Consider the following 21,594-nt stretch of genomic DNA (forward strand, 5'->3'; position numbering starts at 1 on the left):
TCTTATCGGTCTCTGTTTTTGAGAAAACTGAGATTTCATGCGCCTTTCAGACCGATGACTACATTTCTGAAACAGCACCCAACGCTAACCAATTGAATTTATTCGACTTTTAACCGGACGCTAGTGATTTGAAGTAGCTATGGATTTCATTCGATAATCCAACCCAATCATATTTCCATTATTCGATTTAGCAATTTCAGAAAGCACTCGCGTGACCATAGGTTCTGTTCCGCGAGAATTCAAATAAATCGCTTTTACAATCTCCAATGGTGCCCCATTTACTGTGCCGCCTGGCTTTATGGGCATAGCTCCAAAATCAATTTTCATTAACGCTGCCATACCTTTTTCGGCAACATTTGCCGAGAGGCGCCCAGCCATTAAACTCAATTTACCTAAGGTCTTTACCACACCTATCCCACAAATTGAGGCTCGCTGCCAATCCCATAGTTGCGTGTCCGACCGCAGCACCATACAAGAAATAGTCACCAAAATCCCCGCTTGTTCCTGCGGCATTGAGTTTCGTATTAATTTCGTCAAAAGTCTTTGACACTTCATTGCTAATAAAATCAATCGGGTGTTGTGCAATCAACGTCATGGCTTTCCCGATGCCAACGACATTTTGGAACATACCCGCGATAACGCCACCACCAACTGATGTCCATTTTCCTGCTTGGAACAACAGCCCTGGTGAATCCGTAATAGTTACTGTTGAATAAGTTGAGTCTTTCTCTGTCTGACTGGCCACAGCGGCAGCAGTATCCATAGACGCAACGCTACTCCCAAATCCAGAGGCTTCGCCAGGTGAAGTATTAAATCTCCGAACCATTCCACCGATCAAGCTACTATTAATGCGTCCTTGGGCAATATAGTCTTGCAATTGATCCGTTGGAATGGAATCAATGCCCCCATTTTGCTCGGCAAGAAGATTGATTTCATTAAGCGCCTTTCTCGTTGACGCCATTTGCTCAGCAATTTTCTCCTTACTTACAGTCACACTCTCTGCCGCAAGGCTACTACCGGGAGCATTGCCAAATTCATTATTTTATATTCTTACGTAAATATTGATGAAAGAAGTAACATGATTTTTCTGAGGCTGGCGCAGTAACAAACGATTCCTCCAAATGTGGTGGCTTATATTTAAGCTCTTTGTAATAGTACTCATTAACTTGCTTTTCTGAAAAATCCGGACCGGAATCTTTACATCCATCCTCTTGGTTCGAGGAACGCAAACCCAATATTATTCTTTGAATGGTGCAACCTTTTGTGGCCGGTGAAACTGAATCAACAAAAATTGTGTGCTCAATTTCACGCGAAATATATGTGATTGTGTAGTACCCAAGTTTTTCATCGAAAATTTCACCCAAAATCGTTCGTATTGGCTGCAAATTTTTGGTTTCTGAACGCACTGCCTCAATCTGAGAGTTACAGGGTGGTTCCTCAGCCATAGTTACTCCAGCAACAAGAAGCAAAATTCCCAAAGCGCTACTTTTTAACAAAACTCCAATTCCCATGTGTATCCCTCTTAGCGATCAATGTAACATCTTCAATTTTCACGGAAAAATAGCTTTCCTTTGATCCGGTTCCAACTTTGAACGTAGTGTCACCGACTTCATATGACCCCTCTGCCTTGACCTCCCTCAAATTGAGCGAGGCAGTTCTCAGATTATCACTAATAGTAAGTTTCTCATCCTTTACAGCGATTAAACTAATAAATGCTAGCGGATTGATCTTCTCGCCCATTAAGAATGTCTCTGGGAATTCCTTGTTAAGCACTGAATCTAAACCTTGCGCCATAAGACAATTAAACATGCAATAAAAAAAACGCCCGAACAAAAAATCGGGCGCTTTTTTCATATCCATAATCACACTGCAATTACAGGATTTGTATGCCTATCCACCATGCTATCGCTGCCACAAAAGCAGAAGCTGGTATAGTCAGAATCCAGGCCCAGACAATATTGCCCGCCACACCCCAACGCACAGCAGACATTTTTTGCGCCGAGCCGACACCGACAATCGCGCCAGTAATGGTATGCGTTGTCGACACAGGCACGCCCAATACCGTTGCCATGATCAGGGTGATAGCACCACCAGTTTCAGCACAAAAACCACCGACAGGTTTGAGTTTGGTGATTTTTTGGCCCATGGTTTTTACAATACGCCAGCCGCCAAACAAGGTACCCAGACCGATCGCTGCGTAGCAGGAATACACGACCCATCCTGGTGGACCTTTATCGGCCTCGGTTGAATATCCGGCAGCGATCAACAGCATCCAGATAATACCCATGGTTTTTTGCGCATCATTACCACCGTGACCAAGACTGAAAACAGAAGCTGATACCAACTGCAGGCGACGGAACCATTTGTCCACTTTCCTTGGCGTCGACTTAACGAACAACCAGGATACGATCAGCATCATCAAAGAACCGAGGAAAAACCCCAGCAGCGGCGACAAAACGATAAACAAAATAATCTTGTAGAGACCAGCCGCAATCAAGGCACTGGTACCTTTTTTCGCTACTGCGGCACCGATCAAACCACCGATCAGGGCATGGGAGGAGGAAGAAGGAATACCAAAATACCAGGTGACCAGGTTCCAGAATATCGCCCCGACCAGCGCCCCAAAGATGACATAGTGGTCAACAATCTGAGGATCGATGGTACCTTTACCTATGGTTTTGGCAACCGACAGATTAAAAACAAAAAAAGCAAATACGTTGAATATGGCAGCCATGGCCACTGCCTGGCTGGGCTTCAATACCCCCGTCGACACAACGGTGGCAATCGCATTGGCGGCATCATGGAAGCCGTTCATGAAATCGAATAACAACGCCAACATCACCAATAAGATGATGACGTGCGTGCTCATATGGAAGGATTGCATAAAAGTGAATTCCCTTGTTCGCTCTCTGCATTGACAGAGAACTGTTAGGCGTCAAAATAAAAGAGTCAGACGCTTAAGCGTTCTCAACAATAATGCCTTCAATGATATTGGCGACATCTTCGCAACGGTCCGTCACTGTTTCCAGTATCTCGTAGATGGCTTTCAATTTAATCAGGTTGCGGACATCTGGTTCGTCGCGGAACAGTTTGGACATGGCGGCACGCATGACATGATCAGCATCCGATTCCAGGCGATCAATTTCTTCACACAGCGCCAGAATTTCGCGGGAATTATCCATGTTATGCAACAAGGCCACCGCAGCTCTTACTTTTTCAGCACAGCCCAGACAGAGTTCTGCCAGGCGTTTTGCTTCTGGTGTGATTTCGCGGATATCGTACAGAGAGATAGTCTGCCCTGCATCTTCCAGCAAATCCAGAATGTCATCCATGCGGGTGATTAATTTATGGATGTCATCACGGTCAAGTGGTGTGATGAAAGTCTTGTGCAACAACTCTATCGTATTGTAGGTAACCTTATCTGCCTGTTTTTCTATGGTTTCTATCGCGTGCACGCGATTTTCCAGGTCATCAAAATTCGTCATCAGCGCAACCATCTCTTTCGAGCCTTTGACACATAACTCGGCGTGCTGGTTGAAGAGTTCAAAAAATTTGCCCTCGGTGGGCATCAAGCGTCCAAACATTTTATTCTCACTGAAAATAGAAGATTTCTAGAATTGCTCAGGCAAATGCAATCAAATACAAACAAATAAAAACAGCACCCGAAACCGCACAACAAGCAGGTACTGGTGGTACTGCTTATGCTGCTCTTACTGTTTAAGGCTTTGCTGCATTTGCCGCTAACTACTAAAACAAAAATTCCGGGTGTCCGTAAACACGTTCTTACAACTTATTCGTTATCGCCGTAAATCGACAGGCTACCCACATAGTTATCAAACTTGGTGTACTCACCCAGGAAGGTCAGGCGCACACTGCCAATCGGGCCATTACGCTGCTTACCGATAATAATTTCTGCCGTACCCTTGTCCGGTGAATCGGGGTTATAAACCTGATCGCGATAAATAAACATGATGACGTCGGCATCTTGCTCAATCGCGCCTGATTCGCGCAGATCAGACATGACGGGACGTTTGTTCGGGCGCTGCTCCAGCGAGCGATTCAACTGTGACAGGGCAATCACCGGGCAATGCAATTCTTTCGCCAGACCCTTCAGGTTTCGGGAAATCTCAGAAATCTCGGTCGCACGATTTTCACCGGCAGAGTTGGCGGACATCAGTTGCAGGTAATCGACAATCACCAGACCCAGCTTGCCGCATTGCCTGGCCAGACGACGCGAACGAGCGCGTAATTCTATCGAGCTCAGTGCCGGGGTTTCATCGATGTACAACTGTGCATCATTCATTTTCTGGATGGCATGCGTCAGGCGTGGCCAGTCTTCATCGGTCAGCTTGCCGACACGCAGGCGACTTTGATCCAGACGCCCCACCGAACCCAGCATACGCATGGCCAACTGGGCACCGCCCATCTCCATGGAAAACACGGCAACTGGCAAACCACTCTCGATCGCCACGTTTTCACCAATATTCAACGAAAACGCAGTCTTGCCCATGGAGGGACGACCGGCAACAATGATCAAGTCCCCAGGCTGCAGACCGGAAGTCATCTTGTCCAGATCGGCAAAACCGGTAGGTACACCGGTAATATCGTTTTGATTGTCGCGGTTATACAGTTCATCAATACGTTCGACCACTTGGGTCAGCAAGGGCTGGATGGCCTGGAAACCCTGGGCACCACGGGCACCTTCTTCGGCGATGGCAAAAATCTTGGATTCGGCCTCGTCCAGCATTTGCTTGACTTCCTTACCCTGCGGATTAAAGGCATTGCCAGCGATTTCATCGGAAACCGTGATCAGCTTGCGCAACACGCCACGGTCACGCACGATTTCGGCATAGCGCCGTATATTCGCGGCCGAGGGGGTGTTCTGCGCTAGGGCATTCAGGTAGCTCAGGCCACCGGCATCTTCGGCCTTGTTCATACCACTCAGGGCTTCGAACACGGTAATCACGTCGGCAGGACGGGACGCATTGATGAGCTTGACCATGCATTGAAAAATGATGCGATGGTCATAGCGATAAAAATCTTCTTCGCTGATAAAGTCGGCGATACGATCCCAGGCGGCATTGTCAAGCAACAAGCCGCCAAGGACAGATTGCTCTGCTTCTATGGAATGGGGGGGAACGCGTATCGCGTCAACTTGAGGATCAGAACCAGCTTTCATGGCGCGCATTATAACCGTTAATTCAAATTGCCAGACAATACAACGTGAGGGAAACAAGCTTGTTTGTGACAAGATTGTGACAAGCGTCTAATCACGCTGCAACAAATATCCCGTAAGCAACAAAACCAGGAAAAACATCCCGCACACAACAAAAAAGCCGGGAGTTCCCGGCTTTTTCTTCAGCAATTTGCAAGCAGCAAATTAAGCGTGTTCGCCCAGTACAGCAACGATCACGTCAACCACTACGTCCGTATGCAATGCAACGGAAACGCTGTGATCGCCAGCGATCTTCAATGGACCTTGTGGCAGACGCACTTGTGCTTTTTCAACCGCGAAACCTTGTTTTGTCAGGGCGTCAGCGATATCGAAGTTAGTAACGGAACCGAACAAACGGCCATCAACACCAGATTTCTGGGTGATTTGCACTGTCAAACCGGACAGTTTTTCACCTTGAGCCTGTGCTGCTGCCAATTTGGCGGCTGCTACTTTTTCCAGTTCAGCGCGTTTTGCTTCGAATTCAGCAACGGCAACTGTCGTTGCACGACGAGCCATACGTTGAGGAATCAAAAAGTTACGGGCATAGCCGTCTTTTACACGAACTACATCACCCAGATTGCCGAGATTAACGACTTTATCCAACAGAATAACTTGCATATTTTTCTCCTTTACCTTGTCGTCAATTACGCTGTGTGCAAATCAGTGTATGGCAGCAACGCGAGGTAACGTGCACGTTTGATTGCTGTATCAACTTGACGCTGGTACAACGCTTTAGTACCTGTCAGACGTGCAGGCATGATTTTGCCGTTTTCTTGCACGAAGTCTTTCAGTGTGTCGATGTCTTTGTAGTCAACTTTTTCTACATGTGCCGCTGTGAAACGGCAGAATTTTTTGCGCTTGAACAAAGGATTTTGTTGCTGACGCTTTTGCTTCAATTTGCTTTTGTCGAATTTTTTACCGAATGCCATTTTTGGCTCCTAATCTAGTAAAGGTGTCCCGAATTCAGTGACATGAAAAACGAGACTTTTGCTATTGCGATTTTTGCGTGCTAAAAAACCAGTAAATTCCACCGGCACATCCAGTGCAATTTCATTGAATTGGCGGGAAATCTCCCCTGCCGCAACTGCTGAAATTTCAAACTCGACCTGTCGAACTGCGTTCGCCTCACGAGTTTCCGAACTGTGCATCAATGTCGCAGAAGCTATCGGTATACCGGCCGGTGTGTACCGCAATGCGGTTTTTTCTACGATCCGGGCTACAAGCTTCAGCTGATTCACTATTTTTTACACGACCTCTGTCAATGAATAATTAAGCAGCAGGCGCTTCAACACGTTGCGCTTTTGCAGCATCTTCCTTCTGAACAGCTTTCATCATTGGAGAAGGTGTTGCTTCTGCTTTTTTCAGTTTGACTGTCAGGTGACGCAAGACAGCATCATTGAATTTAAATGCTGTTTCCAACTCGAGCAGAGTTTCAGCATCGCATTCAATGTTCAAGCAAACATAGTGCGCTTTCGCCAGTTTTTGAATCATGTAAGCCAGTTGACGACGGCCCCAGTCTTCAACGCGATGGATTTGACCACCACGCGCTACAACACTTGCCTTGTAGCGTTCGATCATTGCAGGAACTTGCTCGCTCTGATCGGGATGTACGATAAATACGATTTCATAATGACGCATATATTCTCCTTGTGGACAATAAAAATAGCCCGCCTCGGCGTCAAGACGAGTGCGGGAAGAGGAAAGCCGACAATAATAACCCAGTTTTTCATTTTGATCAATTAGATCAGTGACTTAGCCAGGCAAACACCTCATTCACCTGTTTGAATGAGGATATTTTTCACATTTTTGCTACTCTTTTCGGATTTTGACTTGCATATTCAGCTTTACTGTATAAAAATACAGACTGCTTGCATATACAGCACATTCACCATTAGAAAACGCCATGCTAAAACTGACTGCCCGCCAGGAACAAATACTTAACCTGATCAAGGATGCCATCCAAAATACCGGATTTCCGCCTACCCGCGCAGAAATTGCCGCTGAACTGGGATTCCGCTCCACCAATGCGGCCGAAGAGCATTTGCAGGCACTGGCACGCAAGGGTGTGATCGAGATTGCCGCTGGCACCTCGCGCGGCATACGCCTGCTGGAATCCGCACTGTCCAGCCACATCCCCGGCATACAGATGGCGCTACCGCATCCGGCACTGATGCAACTGAGCCTGCCGCTGGTTGGCCGCGTCGCTGCCGGTTCGCCGATACTGGCTAGCGAACATATCGAATCCACCTACCATGTGGACCCCGCCCTGTTCTCTGCCAAGCCTGACTTTTTGCTGAAGGTACGCGGCATGTCCATGCGCGATGCCGGCATACTCGATGGTGATTTGCTGGCCGTCAAAAAAACTGACAGCGCCCGCAATGGCCAGATCGTCGTCGCCCGCCTGGGTGATGATGTCACCGTCAAACGCTACAAGAAAACCGGTGACCTGATCGAACTGATGCCAGAAAACCCGGATTATCCCATCATCAGGGTCGGCGATACCGAAGAAGATTTTGCTCTGGAAGGCCTGGCAGTCGGCCTGATGAGAAACTGGGTTTGAGGACAGCCTGGGCGTGATCCTCCCCTCTCATCCGGATCACGCCTGGCTCGTCCTCAAACTTTTATGCCAGCATCAATAAAAAAGCGCCCGATTAAAAATCGGGCGCTTTTCTTTATTGGCTAGCAGAGCGTGCCGGCATACGCCGACACCCCCTAAGAACCTGTTTACGATCTTACTGCGCGAGCGTGATCGGGGCTCATGCGCTGCTCAAAATGCTCATGTACTTAAGTACATTCCGCTTTTTGCGCTGCTCTTCACCCCGCTGACGCTCGCTCGCTACAGATCGTAACAAGTTCTAAGCAACCTAGTGTTTCACCACTGTCGTATCCGCCGGTGTTTCTGGCGTTGCCGGTGTTGCGGCGGCAGCTACGGGGACTGGCTCGTCGACCAGAGGAACAGGCTGGGTTTCCAGTGCGATTTCCAGGACTTTGTCTATCCAGCGAACCGGGATGATTTCCAGTTTGTTTTTGACATTGTCCGGGATCTCGGTCAGATCCTTGGCATTTTCTTCTGGTATCAACACGGTTTTGATACCACCGCGATGTGCAGCCAGCAATTTTTCTTTCAAGCCACCGATAGGCAATACTTCGCCACGCAGTGTGATCTCGCCTGTCATGGCGACATCAGCACGAACCGGGATACCGGTGAACACAGACACCAGCGCCGTGGTCATGGCAATACCGGCAGACGGACCGTCTTTCGGTGTTGCACCTTCGGGTACGTGGATATGGATGTCACTCTTCTCGAACACATCAGCCTTGATACCCAGACGCTTGGCGCGACTGCGTACCACGGTACGGGCTGCTTCGATCGATTCTTTCATGACATCACCCAGGGTACCTGTACGAATGACCCCGCCTTTGCCCGGCATGGCTACGGCTTCGATGGTCAGCAAATCGCCGCCCACTTCGGTCCAGGCCAAACCGACTACCTGGCCAATCTGGTTATCCTTGACAGCGACGCCAAAGTCATAGCGACGCACACCCAGGTATTTATCCAGATTCTTGGAATTGACCGTGGCTTTTTTCTCGGTCTTTTTCAGCAAGAGCATTTTCACGACCTTGCGGCAAATCTTGGAGATTTCCCTTTCCAGCGAACGCACACCGGCTTCACGGGTGTAATAACGGATGATGTCACGCAAAGCACTTTCTGCCACGGTGATTTCGCCTTCTTTCAAACCATTGTTCTTGATTTGTTTAGGCAGCAAATAGCGTTGGGCAATGCTGGTTTTTTCATCTTCGGTATAACCCGACAGGCGTATCACTTCCATCCGGTCCAGCAAAGCTGGCGGGATATTGTAGGAATTGGAGGTCGCCACAAACATCACGTCAGACAGATCGAAATCGACTTCGATGTAATGATCCGAGAAAGTATGATTTTGTTCAGGGTCCAATACCTCCAGCAAGGCAGATGATGGATCGCCACGGAAATCAGCGCCCATCTTGTCCACTTCATCCAGCAGGAACAGCGGATTACGCACACCAACCTTGGACAGGCTTTGCAAAATCTTGCCTGGCATGGAGCCGATGTAGGTACGACGGTGACCGCGAATTTCAGCCTCGTCACGCACGCCACCCAGGGCCATACGCACGAACTTGCGGTTCGTGGCACGGGCGATGGATTGCCCCAGCGAGGTCTTACCCACACCCGGAGGACCAACCAGGCACAGGATAGGTGCTTTCAACTTGTCAACGCGCTGTTGTACTGCAAGATATTCCAGGATGCGTTCCTTGACCTTATCCAGGCCAAAGTGTTCGTCTTCCAGTACTTTTTCAGCATTCGTCAAATCATTATTGACCTTGGATTTTTTCTTCCATGGCAGATTGACGATGGTGTCGATGTAATTACGCACGACAGTGGCTTCAGCCGACATCGGTGACATCATTTTGAGTTTTTTCAACTCATTCTGTGCCTTGTCGCGGGCTTCTTTAGGCATCTTGGCGGCCAGGATTTTTTTCTCCAGCTCGTCAATATCAGCACCCTCTTCACCTTCACCCAATTCTTTCTGGATGGCCTTGACCTGTTCGTTCAGGTAGTACTCGCGCTGGGATTTCTCCATCTGGCGCTTGACGCGACCACGGATACGCTTTTCAACCTGCAGGATGTCAAGTTCGCCTTCCAGTTGTCCCAGCAAATGCTCAAGACGTTTGGAGACGCTGAAAATTTCGAGGATGACCTGCTTCTGTTCCAGCTTCAATGGAAGATGGGCAGCGATGGTATCTGCCAGGCGACCAGCATCATCGATACCGGACAGGGATGCCAGGATTTCTGGTGGGATTTTTTTGTTCAGTTTGACGTATTGATCAAATTGCTGAACGATGGCGCGGCGCATCGCTTCCACTTCGGATTCATCACCTTCATCCAGAGCGACGGGTGTCAGGTCTGCGAAAAAGTGGGATTCGGAATCATGGATCTTGTGTATGCGCGCACGTTGAGCGCCTTCGACCAGCACCTTGACGGTACCGTCTGGCAACTTCAGCATTTGCAGGATATTGGCAATACAGCCAATTTCATAAATATCATCTGCCGAAGGTTCATCCTTGGCAGCGGCTTTCTGAGCGGCAAGCATAATGCTCTTGCCCTGATCCATGGCAGCTTCCAAAGCCTTGATGGATTTTGGACGCCCCACAAACAGAGGAATCACCATGTGCGGGAATACAACAACATCACGCAGTGGCAACAACGGCAGTTGGGTTTGTTCGGTTATCAGAGTAGTCGTCATGGCGCACCTTTCATAAATACTGGTTAACAATGTTGGCGCACTGGGCGGAAACACAAGCCCATTCCGGGAAAAAACAATAAAAAAAGCCACACAGAGAGCTTCCCCGGGTAGCTTTACGATTGAAGCTGTAATTATTTTGTTAAATCATTGTACTTCGAATCAAATTAAAACGAAGAAATAAAGCGAGGGAAACCAATAAAAAATGGGGAGTTGCCTCCCCATCATGTTTTTGCTACCACATCAAGCAGGTGACTCAGGCACCGGCGACCTTGGGTTGTTCGTGGTAAATCAGCAAGGGTTTCGCGCCATTGGTGATGGTATTTTCATCAATGACCACCTTCTCTACATTCTGATGGCTAGGCAAGTCATACATCACGTCCAGCAAGGCGTGTTCCAGTATGGAACGCAAGCCACGCGCGCCGGTCTTGCGGGCAATCGCTTTTTTGGCAATCGCCTGCAGGGCAGCAGGACGGATTTCCAGTTCGGTGCCTTCCATCTCCAGCAATTTTGCATATTGCTTGATCAGGGCGTTTTTAGGCTCAACCAGAATTTGTATCAGTGCCGCTTCATCCAGTTCATTCAGCGTAGCAATCACAGGCAGGCGACCGACCAGTTCAGGGATCAGACCAAACTTGATCAGATCCTGTGGTTCAGCGTCCTGCATAACGTCACTGGCGCTCTTTTCTGCCTGGCTCTTGACGCTGGCAGAGAAACCTATGCCACTGCGCTCAGAACGGTCAGAAATGATCTTGGCCAGGCCGTCAAACGCACCACCACAGATAAACATGATGTTGGTGGTATCGATCTGGATGAAATCCTGGTTAGGATGCTTGCGACCACCCTGTGGCGGCACCGATGCCATGGTGCCTTCCACCAGCTTCAGCAAGGCTTGCTGCACGCCTTCCCCGGATACGTCGCGAGTGATCGACGGGTTGTCGGATTTACGCGATATCTTGTCAATCTCATCGATATAAACGATACCCTTTTGCGCGCGTTCGACTTCATAGTTGCAATTCTGCAGCAACTTTTGAATGATGTTTTCAACGTCTTCACCGACATAGCCAGCTTCAGTCAGCGTGGTTGCATCGGCGATCACGAAAGGCACATTCAGCATGCGTGCCAGCGTTTGTGCCAGCAGGGTCTTGCCGGAACCAGTCGGGCCCACCAGCAAAATATTACTCTTGGCCAGTTCAACATCATCTTTCTTGCCGAGGTGCTTCAGACGCTTGTAATGGTTGTACACCGCCACTGCCAGAATGCGCTTGGCGTTGAGCTGACCAATGACGTACTGGTCCAGCAGATCGGTGATTTCCTGCGGTGTCGGCAGCTCGGTTTTTGCACTGGCAATATTATCAATTTCGGACACTTCGTCACGAATGATGTCATTGCACAAATCGATACACTCATCGCAAATAAATACGGATGGCCCTGCTATCAGTTTCTTAACCTCATGCTGACTCTTGCCGCAAAACGAGCAATAGAGCAACTTTTCTCCGCTGGAGGATTTTTTATCGGGCATGATACGTATATAAAATAAACAAAATTAATCTATGAAACCGGGGTCAACAGCACAGCCAGGATGACAAAACATCCATGCGACCTGCCCCAAGCTTCTTCCGTACGCATATTACCTGCAAAAATGGCTTTCGTCATGGCAACCACCTATTGCAGTCAAATTACAGTTAAGCCCACGTCGACATTATAGAGCAGAATAAAAAAACGCCCGAACCATAGCGGAGCGGGCGTTTTATTTATTCTATGCTGCTTACGCGCGATGGGTCAAAACTTTATCGATCAGACCGTATTCCGCTGCTGCATCGGCAGACATGAAATTGTCACGATCGGTATCTTTGGCGATCTGCTCCAGGCTGCGGCCTGTGTTTTCAGCCAGGATACCGTTCAGACGTTCACGCAGATACAAGATCTCGCGCGCCTGGATTTCAATATCAGAAGCCTGACCCTGCGCGCCGCCCAGAGGTTGGTGAATCATGATACGGGAATTTGGCAGGGAGAAACGTTTGCCCTTGGCACCAGCTGACAGCAGGAAGGCACCCATGGATGCCGCCAGGCCCGTACACAGCGTCGATACATCGGGCTTGATGAACTGCATGGTGTCATAAATCGCCATACCGGCCGATACCGAACCACCGGGAGAGTTGATGTAAAGGGAAATATCCTTGTCTGGATTTTCACTTTCCAAAAACAGCAATTGTGCAACGATGAGATTGGCAGCCTGGTCATTGACCGGGCCAACCAGAAAAATCACACGTTCCTTGAGCAGGCGGGAATAGATGTCGTAAGCACGCTCACCTCTGCCACTCTGCTCAATCACCATAGGCACCATGCCCAGCATATTTGTGTCCAGTGCCGAATTACGGATGATGCCTGTCATGTGATTTCCTTTTTGTTACGCTTGTGCGTTGTTACCCATCAATTCGTCGAAAGGCAGAACCTTGTCTGTGACTTTCGCTTTACCCAACACATAGTTAACGACGTTTTCTTCTAATACAAGGGCTTCGACTTCAGCCAGACGGTTGCGGTCGCTAAAATAATACTTAACGACTTGCTGCGGGTCTTCGTAGCTTTGGGCGAAATCTTCAACTTGCGCCTTGATTTGTTCGGTTGTTGCCTGCAGGTTGTTGACCCTGACCAGTTCAGCCAGGATCAAGCCCAGACGTACGCGACGTTCTGCCTGAGCAGCAAACAATTCTGCCGGGAATGGTACATCTTTAACGTTCATGCCGCGTTGCGCCATGTCCTGACGTGTCATTTCTGCCAAACGTTCGCCATCCTGGGCAACCAGGCTCTTGGGCACGTCAAATTCAACCGCTTTGACCAGCGCGTCCATGACGCTTTCTTTGGTCTTGGATTTGACACGACCACGCACTTCGCGTTCCAGGTTGTCTTTGATGTCGGTACGCATTTTGGTCAGGTCGCCATCTTCTACACCCAGCATTTTTGCGAACTCGGAATCTACTTCAGGCATGTGCGCCCATTCCAGTTTCTTCAGCGTAATGGTGAATTCTGCTGTTTTACCGGCAACATCCTTGCCATGGTAATCTTCAGGGAAAGCCAATGGGAAAGTCTTGGATTCGCCCACTTTCAAACCGATGGTTGCTGTTTCAAACTCAGGCAACATGCGGCCTTCGCCCAGAACGAAAGTGAAGTCATCGGCCTTGCCACCAGCAAATTCGACGCCGTCGATCTTGCCAACGAAATCGACTGTAGCGCGGTCACCGCTTTGTGCGGACTGGTCTGCACCGCCGTCGCCATGCGCGCCCTGCTCGCCTTTAACGTGGAAATGCACACGTTGTTTGCGCAGGATGTCGATAGTCTTGTTGATTTCAACATCAGTCACTTCAGACTTGACTTGTTCCACTTCAGCAACAGACAGATCGCCTACGCTGATTTCTGGATAAATTTCAAATGTTGCATCAAATGCCAGGCTGCCTTCGGCAACATCAGCACCGGATTTTGGTTCTATGCTTGGGTAGCCGGCAACGCGCAATTTGTTTTCATTGGCGGCGACTGAGAAAGCCTGACCGACCTTGTCGTTCAGCACTTCTGTTTCGACTTGATAGCCATACTGGGCAGCCACCATTTTCATCGGCACTTTACCAGGACGGAAACCAGGCGCTTTTGCTGTACGTGCACGCACTTTCAAACGCTTTTCAACTTCCGATTGCACGTCAGCGATCGGGAAAGAAATCGTTAAGCGGCGTTCCAATTTATCTAAAGTTTCGACTGCAGTTGCCATGAAAATCGTCCAAATAGTAAAAATTCTGTGGTGCGAGGAGGGGGACTCGAACCCCCACACCATTGCTGGCGTCAGGACCTAAACCTGGTGCGTCTACCAATTTCGCCATCCTCGCGGGATGTTTATGTTGCATACCGACATCGTGTCAGACCATGTTCCGCACGGCCGGTACAAAAGCAAAGGGCGACCCGAAATTCAAGCGTCGCCCAAAACTGATGTATGTGGCATTACAACTCCAGCCCGATATTCTACTGGATTTTATTCGCATGTGCCGTATTTTTTTACAGACACCGAAAAACCCGTACTAGCCCTTACTTACCATTACCCGCCCTGCCCGGTCACCTACAAACCAAAAAAGCCCTTGCCTGTATACAACACAGGCAAGGGCTTTTTTTGATCAGACTACATCCACAGGGATCAGGCTGGTTTCTTGACGCGGAACCAGGCCGCATACAATGCCGGCAAGAACAGCAGGGTCAGCGCTGTCGCGATGATCAAGCCACCCATGATGGCTACCGCCATCGGCCCCCAGAATACGGAACGCGACAAAGGTATCATCGCCAGCACTGCAGCGGCAGCCGTCAGGATGATGGGGCGGAAACGGCGTACCGCCGACTCCACGATGGCATCCCACGGCGCAGCCCCCTCACGGATATCATGCTCGATCTGGTCGATCAGAATCACCGAGTTACGGATGATCATGCCGAACAAGGCGATCACACCCAACTGGGCGACAAAACCGAATGGGCGTTGCAATATCAGCAAGGCCATGGCCGCACCGGCCACACCCAAAGGCCCGGTCAGGAACACCAACAAGGAACGCGAGAAGCTATGCAGTTGCAACATCAGCAATGTAAAGATAATAAACACCACTAATGGCACATTGGCTGCAATCGATTCCTGTGCCTTACCACTATCGGCGGCGGCACCAGCCAGCTCTATCTTGTAACCAGGCAAGAGGCTGGCGCGGATTTCATCCAGCTTCGGTGAAATCTGGCTGGATACAGTTGGCCCCTGTATACCATCCACCACGTCAGACTGGACGGTGACGGCCCATTCGCGCCCTTCACGCCAGACCACGCCAGGCTCCCATACCAGGGAAATGCGGGCGACTTGTGATAAAGGCACGTATTTGCCACTGCCAGTTGGAATATTGGCATTACCCAGCGCTTCCACGGTCGAACGCTCATCCACTGGCTGACGTACCGCGATGTCGATCAACTTGTTGCCATCACGGAACTGGCCAACGGTAGTGCCGGTCAAGATGGTATTGGCAGCACGCATCACCGTTTGCGAGGTAATGTTCAGCATGCGCAACTTGTCCTGATCAAGGTCTATCCTGATCACCTTCACGGATTCATTCCAGTTGTCATTCACACCAACGGTATTGGCATTGGCACGCATAATCGCTTTCACGCGATCAGCAATTTCCCTGACTTTAGTCACTTCCAGGCCAGAAACGCGGAATTGCACAGGATACGGAACGGGTGGTCCATTCGGCAACAGCTTGACGCGACCGCGCACCTCAGGGAAATCCTTTTTAAAGGCATCGATGATTTTCAGGCGCAACGCCGAGCGCGCCTTCAAATCCTTGGGCAAGACCACGATCTGCGACACGTTGGTCTGCGGGAAAATCTGATCCAGTGGCAAATAGAAGCGCGGGCTACCAGTACCGACGTAACTGGTGACGCTGTCCACACCTTCTTGCTTCTGGACGAAGGCTTCAAATTTCTTGGCTTGCGCTTCCGTCGAGGCAAAAGATGAGCCTTCAGGCAACCACAGTTCAACCATCAATTCCAGGCGACTGGAATCAGGGAAGAATTGCTGCTCAATAAACTTGAACCCGAATACACCCAGACCAAACACACCCAGCGTAATGATGATGGTGGTTTTGCGCCACTCCACACACCAGTTCACCAGGGCACGGAAACGGCTGTAAAACGGTGAATCGAATATCTCGTGCTCGCTACCACCAGAACCACCGTGCGGCTTCACCTTCAACAACAGGTAACCAAGATAAGGCGTAAAGATAACCGCTGCCAGCCAGGAAATAATCAGGGCCAGCGCATTCACGGAAAACATGGAGAAGGTATATTCACCCGCTGCAGACTTGGCCAGACCAATCGGCAGGAAGCCCGCCGCCGTGATCAGGGTACCGGTCAGCATCGGCATCGCGGTGGAGGTATAGGCAAAGGTCGCGGCGTCAAAGCGCGAGAAGCCCTCTTCCATTTTCCTGACCATCATCTCGACCGCAATAATGGCATCGTCCACCAGCAAGCCCAGCGCAATGATTAGCGCCCCCAGCGATATCTTGTGCAGATCGATATCCAAAATACGCATGAACAGGAAGGTGATCGCCAATACCAATGGTATCGTCAGCCCCACCACCAGACCCGGCCAGATATCCAGACGGAATGGTTTGGTGTGCAAGCCCAGCGCCAGGAAACTGACCGCCAGCACGATCACCACCGCCTCAATCAGGGTATGAATAAATTCACCAACCGATGACTTGACCGCATCTGGCTGGTTGGACACTTGTTCCAGCGTGATACCGACTGGCAATTTGGCTTTGATAATGGCGACATCATGCTGGAGATTCTTACCCAGCTCGATGATGTTGCCACCTTTTTCCATGGAGATACCGAGGCCCACCACTTCCTTGCCGTTAAAGCGCATCTTGTCTTGTGGCGGGTTTTTGTATTCACGCTTGACGGTAGCAAAATCGCCAAGGCGGAAGGTGGTTCCGTTAGCGCGCAATTGCAGGCTTTCCAGGTCCTTCACCGTCATCAGTGCACCAGTTACACGCACTTGCAGATTATCGCTGGACGTGGTCAGCACGCCGGTACCTTCGATACCGTTCTGTGAGCTGATTTGCCCGACTACCGCATCAAAGGGAATACCCAGTTGCGAGAATTTTTTCTGGGAAAATTCAATATTGATTTTTTCATCCTGCACCCCAAACAATTCAACCTTGGAGACGGAAGGAATGCGCAAGAATTGCTGACGCACATAGTCGGCATATTCTTTCACTTCTTCATACTTGAAGCCATCACCAGACAGGGCAAAGATCGAGCCATAGGTATCGCCGAATTCATCATTGAAGAATGGCCCCTGCACGCCTGGCGGCAGGGTCGCCTTGATATCGCCTATCTTCTTGCGCACCTGATACCAGGATTGCGCGGTTTCCTTGGGCGGTGTCGATTCACGCAATTGCAGAATGATCAGGGTTTCGCCCGGCTTGGAATAGCTGCGTATCTTGTCGATGTACGGCGTTTCCTGGAGTTTTTTCTCCAGCTTGTCGGTCACCTGATCAGCCATCTGCAAGGCAGTGGCACCTGGCCAGATGGCTCTGACCACCATGGCACGGAAAGTAAACGGCGGATCTTCATCCTGCCCCAGCTTGCTGTAGCTGAGTATACCACCCAGCAGCAGCACGACTATCAGGTAACGCGTCAGCGGTATATGCTCAAGCGCCCACCTGGATAAATTGAATCCACGGGAAGAATCGCTCATTTGGCGACTCCTGAAGCGGCATCAGCCACTTTGGCTGGCGCAGCAGCAGCAGCAGCAGCAGCAGGAGTGGCAGGAGTAGCAGAAGCGGCCGCAGGAGCAGCCGCATTGGCAGGTACCTCAACACCAAGGATAGTCACTTTCTGACCATTTTTCAGTTGATTGACACCAGCAGTCACCACTACCTGGCCCGGCTTGACACCACCAGCCAGCAATACTTCTTCGCCCGATGAACCGGCGACCTGCACCGGCACCAGCCTGACCACACCAGCTTCAACCACCCATACCGAGGAGGCATTCTTTTCCTGGAACATCGCTGTCAACGGCACCTTGATCGCGGCATTTGGATTTTTGGCATTGAAGCTGACAAAGGCCGTCATGCCCAGTTGCACATTCTTGACATCGCCACCCAGACTGACCTTGGCAGTAAAGGTGCGGGTAACCGGATCGGCAATCGGTGACAATTCGCGCAGTTTGGCAGGAATAGTCTGACCAGGGCTGGCCCACAGGCGCACATTGACATCAGTCATCTGACGGATGGAGTTGATCTTGTCTTCGGGAATGCCGACCACGACATCCAGATCACCCGTTTGCGCTACCCGGACTACCGGCGTGCCGGCAGTCACCACCTGCCCCACTTCAGCATCCAAACCAGTGACCACACCATCCACGTCTGCCACCAGGCTGGTATAGCCAGACTGGTTGGCCTGGTTTTTATAGGCAGCCTGGGCTTGTTCATAAGTGGACTGGGCAGACTTGGCTGCTACTTCTTTGCCATCCAGAACGGAAGCAGCAACAAAATTCTTGGCGCGCAGGTCCTGATAACGCTTCAGTTCAGCCACTGCCAGGTCACGGTTGCTTTCTGCCGCTGCCAATCCGGCTCTGGCCTGCATCTGGGCCAAAGCCAGGTCTTGCGGATCAAGCTGCATCAGCAACTGGCCACGTTTGACCACGGCACCCACATCGACCTTGCGGGCGACGATTTTGCCGGCAACCCGAAAGCCCAGGCGGGATTCGATACGCGGCCTGACTTCGCCCGGCAATTCGGAATTGATATCGACATTACTGGATGCCAGGGTAATCGTCCTTACCGGACGAATGTCTTCGGTTTTTTCAGCAGGTTTGGAACAAGCCAGCAACAGGCTCGCAGCAGCAAGAGCAAAGGCGTAAGTGGCTACGCGCCTGCCAGCCAGTTGCCGTGCCTGAGGATGATTGGTAGTTTCTGGTGTTAACACAGGAGTTTTCCTTTACTATGCAGGCTTTCCAAGCCGGGATGAAACGAGTAAAAAACCTAAACAGGATTTGCACAAAACTGCCCCATTACGCTACAGCGGCTACATCGGCTACAGCACCTGGCCGCAGCTTTTGGGACAATTTTGCGTAAACCCTGTTAAAGAGATGAATCTTGCCGGACTTCAGACATGACCAGATTTCTTGATCTTTTAGAATATTTTTCTGCTACCATCAAATAACTGACTTTGCGGTTAGTAATTATAGTTAAGCATCTTGTTTTTGCCAATGACTTTTCAGTCATTAAGCTTTTTATTGAATTTTTGCTTATATTTATTGAACTTTTGCCTATATATCGTCCTGAATTACGGCGTATCCGGTACACCATCTGAACAACCATCACTCAATATGCCTGTTGCACCTACCCAGCCCTCCAAGCATTACGAAAACTTTCCGGTCGCCTCGTTACTGATGCCGGCCAGGCTGCGGCCTGCGGTGAATGTCATCTATGCCTTTGCCCGCAGCGCCGACGATATCGCCGATGAAGGCGATGCCAGCCCTGAAGAAAGACTGCGCCAGTTGGCCGTCTATGAAGCCGAACTTGATTGCATAGAGAAAAATAGTAGCAGCGAATCGCAACTATTCAAGGCGCTGGCCGGGGTGATACACAAATATGACCTGCCCCTGCAATGTTTTCGTGACTTGCTGTCCGCCTTTAAACAGGATGTGGTCACGACCCGGTATGCCGATTTTCCCAGCCTGCTGGATTATTGTGCACGCTCGGCCAACCCGGTGGGCACACTGATGCTGCATCTGTATGGCGAAGCCAGTGCAGACAATTTGCGTGATTCGGATGCCATTTGCAGCGCCCTGCAAATTATCAATTTTTGGCAAGATGTAGCCGTGGACTGGCAAAAACAGCGCATCTACCTGCCGCAGGATGACCTCAGCCGCTTTGGCATTACCGAGCAACAGATTGCCAACGGCGTGCTGAATGAAGACTGGCGCAATCTCATGCGCTTCCAGATTGCCCGCGCAAGTAACATGATACTGTCCGGCAGCGGCCTGGCGCAACGATTACCAGGCAGGCTGGGCTGGGAATTGCGACTGGTGGTACAGGGCGGTTTGCGCATACTGGAAAAAATCGAGCAAGTACAAGCCGATGTATTTTATCAGCGCCCCAAACTGGGCAAAACAGACTGGATAAGACTGGTATGGCGCGCCTGCCACATGTAGGACGTCAGTTGACTTGCGCCTGCATCCGGACAGTTTTTTCTTGCCGATGTAAACAAACGCAACGATTGGTAACAAATCAATCCGAATTTATACGGATAGACATAGTAGTTATTACAGAATGAACTTAAAATAATCTGCATGTACTAAGCTTGATATGAAATGACAGGGAATTGTTTGTCACGATCATTTTCATGCATGCATTGCCGCCCTGGGCGCTGAATCATCCTCTTCCCTCCTACCAAAAACCGGAGCCAGTTTTGCTAACTTATATAACCCGCAGTGTGCTACTGCTTTGCCTGCTTTCCTTGAACGGCTGCACTGTCCTTGCGATTGCCGATGCGGCAGTATCAACCACGGTCAAAGTTGGCAGCGCAGTAGTGGGCACAGCAGTGGATGTGACACGCGCCGGTGTCAGGGCAATTACCCCAGGCACCAGCAAGGCGGATGACGATGGTAGCAATACCGATACAGACAGCAATATAGATAGTAATGAGCGTAGCGATAAAGATGATGCCGGCAGCCGCCATCGCAACCCCTAGCCATAAGTTCACCGAGTAAACATATTGTTCACCACCAAAGCCATCATGCCGACAGAGACACAAATTGAGCAACACCGTGTAGTCCAGGCTGCCGCCAAGGCGGTACTGGAACGTCTGGCTGGCATCATTACCGCCAAAGATACCGAACAAAGCATTGCCGACAAGGCCTATGCCATGCTGTGTGAATCCGGCTATGCCGACACCTGGTACCACCAGTGCCCTGCCCTGGTTTTACTGGGATCACGCAGTTGTGTCTCGATTTCTGGCCGCGATTATCAACCTGGCACCGAGCAGGTAGGCAGCGCCAACCTGATCACGGTTGATCTTAGCCCGACCAATGAACAATACTGGGGCGATTGTGCGCGCTCTTTTCCGGTGGAAAACGGCATGGTCACCCATGCGCCGCAAATGCTGGAATTTCGCAACGGCCTCAGCTTCCTGAAGCACCTGCATGCGCAAATGCCGGAAATGGTGACCCCGAAAACCACCTTCGGTCAGTTATTCGACTGGGCCAACCTGCGCATACGCCAAAATGGTTTTGTGAATCTGGATTATCGCAATAATGTCGGTCACAGCATCGTCACCAACAAGGACGACCGTGAATTCATACATTCAGACAACAAGATAGAACTGGGTGAAGTCCCATTTTTCAGCTTTGAACCCTTCATACGCCTGAAAGGTGGCAAATGGGGCTTTAAGCATGAAGGCATTTTTTATTTCAACGCCCAGGGTCGCCTGGAAGAACTTTAAGCGCGCCCATCTTTTACCGCAGCTTCGTGTTGACACCGCACTCAGGCGTACTCCGCAGGCGCACTCACCTTACAG

The 21,594-nt window shown here is 50.2% G+C and carries 21 protein-coding genes and 1 tRNA gene; 4 read left to right on the top strand and 18 right to left on the bottom strand.

Annotated features, from left to right (window positions below):
- Positions 1-120: 120 nt before the first annotated feature.
- From ACO0K9_RS20830 to rpsF, 11 genes are all read right to left on the bottom strand, one after another.
- Positions 121-408, bottom strand: coding sequence for a hypothetical protein (locus ACO0K9_RS20830; protein WP_422988009.1), 288 nt, complete (start codon positions 406-408; stop codon positions 121-123).
- Positions 389-994: a hypothetical protein gene (locus ACO0K9_RS20835; RefSeq protein ID WP_422988010.1), complete on the bottom strand. Its 606-nt coding sequence runs from the start codon at positions 992-994 to the stop codon at positions 389-391. The genes ACO0K9_RS20830 and ACO0K9_RS20835 overlap by 20 nt, the downstream gene beginning before the upstream one ends.
- Before the next feature lie 43 nt (positions 995-1,037).
- Positions 1,038-1,511 (bottom strand): hypothetical protein, encoded by a 474-nt coding sequence (locus tag ACO0K9_RS20840; protein WP_422988011.1) that lies wholly within the window; start codon positions 1,509-1,511, stop codon positions 1,038-1,040.
- Positions 1,483-1,860, bottom strand: a complete 378-nt coding sequence (locus ACO0K9_RS20845; RefSeq protein ID WP_422988012.1) for a hypothetical protein — start codon at positions 1,858-1,860, stop codon at positions 1,483-1,485. Before ACO0K9_RS20845 ends, ACO0K9_RS20840 begins: the two co-directional genes overlap by 29 nt.
- 13 nt (positions 1,861-1,873) lie before the next feature.
- On the bottom strand, positions 1,874-2,884 hold the full coding sequence (locus tag ACO0K9_RS20850) for an inorganic phosphate transporter (RefSeq protein WP_422988013.1): 1,011 nt from the start codon (positions 2,882-2,884) through the stop codon (positions 1,874-1,876).
- 73 nt (positions 2,885-2,957) lie between these two features.
- Positions 2,958-3,584: a DUF47 domain-containing protein gene (locus tag ACO0K9_RS20855; RefSeq protein ID WP_422988014.1), complete on the bottom strand. Its 627-nt coding sequence runs from the start codon at positions 3,582-3,584 to the stop codon at positions 2,958-2,960.
- 206 nt (positions 3,585-3,790) lie between these two features.
- Positions 3,791-5,179, bottom strand: a complete 1,389-nt coding sequence (locus tag ACO0K9_RS20860) for a replicative DNA helicase (protein WP_422988015.1) — start codon at positions 5,177-5,179, stop codon at positions 3,791-3,793.
- 201 nt (positions 5,180-5,380) lie between these two features.
- Positions 5,381-5,833, bottom strand: a complete 453-nt coding sequence (rplI, locus tag ACO0K9_RS20865) for a 50S ribosomal protein L9 (RefSeq protein ID WP_422988016.1) — start codon at positions 5,831-5,833, stop codon at positions 5,381-5,383.
- Positions 5,834-5,859: 26 nt separating this feature from the next.
- Complete coding sequence (rpsR, locus tag ACO0K9_RS20870) at positions 5,860-6,144, bottom strand: 30S ribosomal protein S18 (RefSeq protein WP_110252960.1); 285 nt, start codon at positions 6,142-6,144, stop codon at positions 5,860-5,862.
- 9 nt (positions 6,145-6,153) lie between these two features.
- On the bottom strand, positions 6,154-6,453 hold the full coding sequence (gene priB / locus ACO0K9_RS20875; RefSeq protein ID WP_422988017.1) for a primosomal replication protein N: 300 nt from the start codon (positions 6,451-6,453) through the stop codon (positions 6,154-6,156).
- A gap of 31 nt (positions 6,454-6,484) precedes the next feature.
- On the bottom strand, positions 6,485-6,853 hold the full coding sequence (rpsF, locus tag ACO0K9_RS20880; RefSeq protein ID WP_422988018.1) for a 30S ribosomal protein S6: 369 nt from the start codon (positions 6,851-6,853) through the stop codon (positions 6,485-6,487).
- A gap of 265 nt (positions 6,854-7,118) precedes the next feature.
- Here rpsF and lexA point away from each other — a divergent pair, with 265 nt between their 5' ends.
- The gene (lexA, locus tag ACO0K9_RS20885; RefSeq protein WP_422988019.1) at positions 7,119-7,775 is read left to right on the top strand and encodes a transcriptional repressor LexA; all 657 of its coding nucleotides are present in this window, start codon (positions 7,119-7,121) and stop codon (positions 7,773-7,775) included.
- A gap of 304 nt (positions 7,776-8,079) precedes the next feature.
- Here lexA and lon read toward each other — a convergent pair whose 3' ends face one another.
- The 7 genes from lon to ACO0K9_RS20920 all read right to left on the bottom strand — a co-directional run bounded on the left by lon (position 8,080) and on the right by ACO0K9_RS20920 (position 18,999).
- Complete coding sequence (gene lon, locus ACO0K9_RS20890) at positions 8,080-10,497, bottom strand: endopeptidase La (RefSeq protein WP_422988020.1); 2,418 nt, start codon at positions 10,495-10,497, stop codon at positions 8,080-8,082.
- Between the two features lie 253 nt (positions 10,498-10,750).
- A complete protein-coding gene (gene clpX, locus ACO0K9_RS20895) occupies positions 10,751-12,016 on the bottom strand; it encodes an ATP-dependent Clp protease ATP-binding subunit ClpX (RefSeq protein ID WP_422988021.1) in 1,266 nt (421 codons plus the stop codon).
- A gap of 246 nt (positions 12,017-12,262) precedes the next feature.
- Positions 12,263-12,889 (bottom strand): ATP-dependent Clp endopeptidase proteolytic subunit ClpP, encoded by a 627-nt coding sequence (gene clpP / locus ACO0K9_RS20900; protein WP_422988022.1) that lies wholly within the window; start codon positions 12,887-12,889, stop codon positions 12,263-12,265.
- 15 nt (positions 12,890-12,904) lie between these two features.
- The gene (gene tig, locus ACO0K9_RS20905) at positions 12,905-14,254 is read right to left on the bottom strand and encodes a trigger factor (RefSeq protein WP_422988023.1); all 1,350 of its coding nucleotides are present in this window, start codon (positions 14,252-14,254) and stop codon (positions 12,905-12,907) included.
- A 28-nt stretch (positions 14,255-14,282) separates the two neighbouring features.
- A tRNA-Leu gene (locus ACO0K9_RS20910) sits at positions 14,283-14,369 on the bottom strand.
- A 302-nt stretch (positions 14,370-14,671) separates the two neighbouring features.
- Positions 14,672-17,767: an efflux RND transporter permease subunit gene (locus tag ACO0K9_RS20915; RefSeq protein ID WP_422988024.1), complete on the bottom strand. Its 3,096-nt coding sequence runs from the start codon at positions 17,765-17,767 to the stop codon at positions 14,672-14,674.
- The gene (locus ACO0K9_RS20920; protein WP_422988025.1) at positions 17,764-18,999 is read right to left on the bottom strand and encodes an efflux RND transporter periplasmic adaptor subunit; all 1,236 of its coding nucleotides are present in this window, start codon (positions 18,997-18,999) and stop codon (positions 17,764-17,766) included. The genes ACO0K9_RS20915 and ACO0K9_RS20920 overlap by 4 nt, the downstream gene beginning before the upstream one ends.
- Positions 19,000-19,402: 403 nt before the next feature.
- Here ACO0K9_RS20920 and hpnC point away from each other — a divergent pair, with 403 nt between their 5' ends.
- From hpnC to ACO0K9_RS20935, 3 genes are all read left to right on the top strand, one after another.
- Positions 19,403-20,230, top strand: coding sequence for a squalene synthase HpnC (hpnC, locus tag ACO0K9_RS20925; protein ID WP_422988026.1), 828 nt, complete (start codon positions 19,403-19,405; stop codon positions 20,228-20,230).
- 257 nt (positions 20,231-20,487) lie between these two features.
- Positions 20,488-20,769 carry a hypothetical protein gene (locus ACO0K9_RS20930; RefSeq protein ID WP_422988027.1) on the top strand — a complete coding sequence of 94 codons (282 nt, stop codon included), beginning with the start codon at positions 20,488-20,490 and terminating at the stop codon, positions 20,767-20,769.
- 24 nt (positions 20,770-20,793) lie between these two features.
- A complete protein-coding gene (locus tag ACO0K9_RS20935; protein ID WP_422988028.1) occupies positions 20,794-21,519 on the top strand; it encodes a M24 family metallopeptidase in 726 nt (241 codons plus the stop codon).
- The last annotated feature ends 75 nt before the right edge of the window (positions 21,520-21,594 follow it).

Source organism: Undibacterium sp. Ji50W (genome assembly GCF_049340445.1).
Taxonomy (GTDB): Bacteria; Pseudomonadota; Gammaproteobacteria; order Burkholderiales; family Burkholderiaceae_D; genus Undibacterium.

Excerpts from the sequence above, each read along its gene's own strand:
- ACO0K9_RS20840 (WP_422988011.1), bottom strand. The coding sequence starts at position 1,511 with ATGGGAATTGGAGTTTTGTTAAAAAGTAGCGCTTTGGGAATTTTGCTT.
- ACO0K9_RS20845 (WP_422988012.1), bottom strand. The coding sequence starts at position 1,860 with ATGGATATGAAAAAAGCGCCCGATTTTTTGTTCGGGCGTTTTTTTTAT.
- ACO0K9_RS20850 (WP_422988013.1), bottom strand. The coding sequence starts at position 2,884 with ATGCAATCCTTCCATATGAGCACGCACGTCATCATCTTATTGGTGATG.
- ACO0K9_RS20855 (WP_422988014.1), bottom strand. The coding sequence starts at position 3,584 with ATGTTTGGACGCTTGATGCCCACCGAGGGCAAATTTTTTGAACTCTTC.
- ACO0K9_RS20860 (WP_422988015.1), bottom strand. The coding sequence starts at position 5,179 with ATGAAAGCTGGTTCTGATCCTCAAGTTGACGCGATACGCGTTCCCCCC.
- rplI (WP_422988016.1), bottom strand. The coding sequence starts at position 5,833 with ATGCAAGTTATTCTGTTGGATAAAGTCGTTAATCTCGGCAATCTGGGT.
- rpsR (WP_110252960.1), bottom strand. The coding sequence starts at position 6,144 with ATGGCATTCGGTAAAAAATTCGACAAAAGCAAATTGAAGCAAAAGCGT.
- rpsF (WP_422988018.1), bottom strand. The coding sequence starts at position 6,853 with ATGCGTCATTATGAAATCGTATTTATCGTACATCCCGATCAGAGCGAG.
- lexA (WP_422988019.1), top strand. The coding sequence starts at position 7,119 with ATGCTAAAACTGACTGCCCGCCAGGAACAAATACTTAACCTGATCAAG.
- lon (WP_422988020.1), bottom strand. The coding sequence starts at position 10,497 with ATGACGACTACTCTGATAACCGAACAAACCCAACTGCCGTTGTTGCCA.
- clpX (WP_422988021.1), bottom strand. The coding sequence starts at position 12,016 with ATGCCCGATAAAAAATCCTCCAGCGGAGAAAAGTTGCTCTATTGCTCG.
- clpP (WP_422988022.1), bottom strand. The coding sequence starts at position 12,889 with ATGACAGGCATCATCCGTAATTCGGCACTGGACACAAATATGCTGGGC.
- tig (WP_422988023.1), bottom strand. The coding sequence starts at position 14,254 with ATGGCAACTGCAGTCGAAACTTTAGATAAATTGGAACGCCGCTTAACG.
- ACO0K9_RS20915 (WP_422988024.1), bottom strand. The coding sequence starts at position 17,767 with ATGAGCGATTCTTCCCGTGGATTCAATTTATCCAGGTGGGCGCTTGAG.
- hpnC (WP_422988026.1), top strand. The coding sequence starts at position 19,403 with ATGCCTGTTGCACCTACCCAGCCCTCCAAGCATTACGAAAACTTTCCG.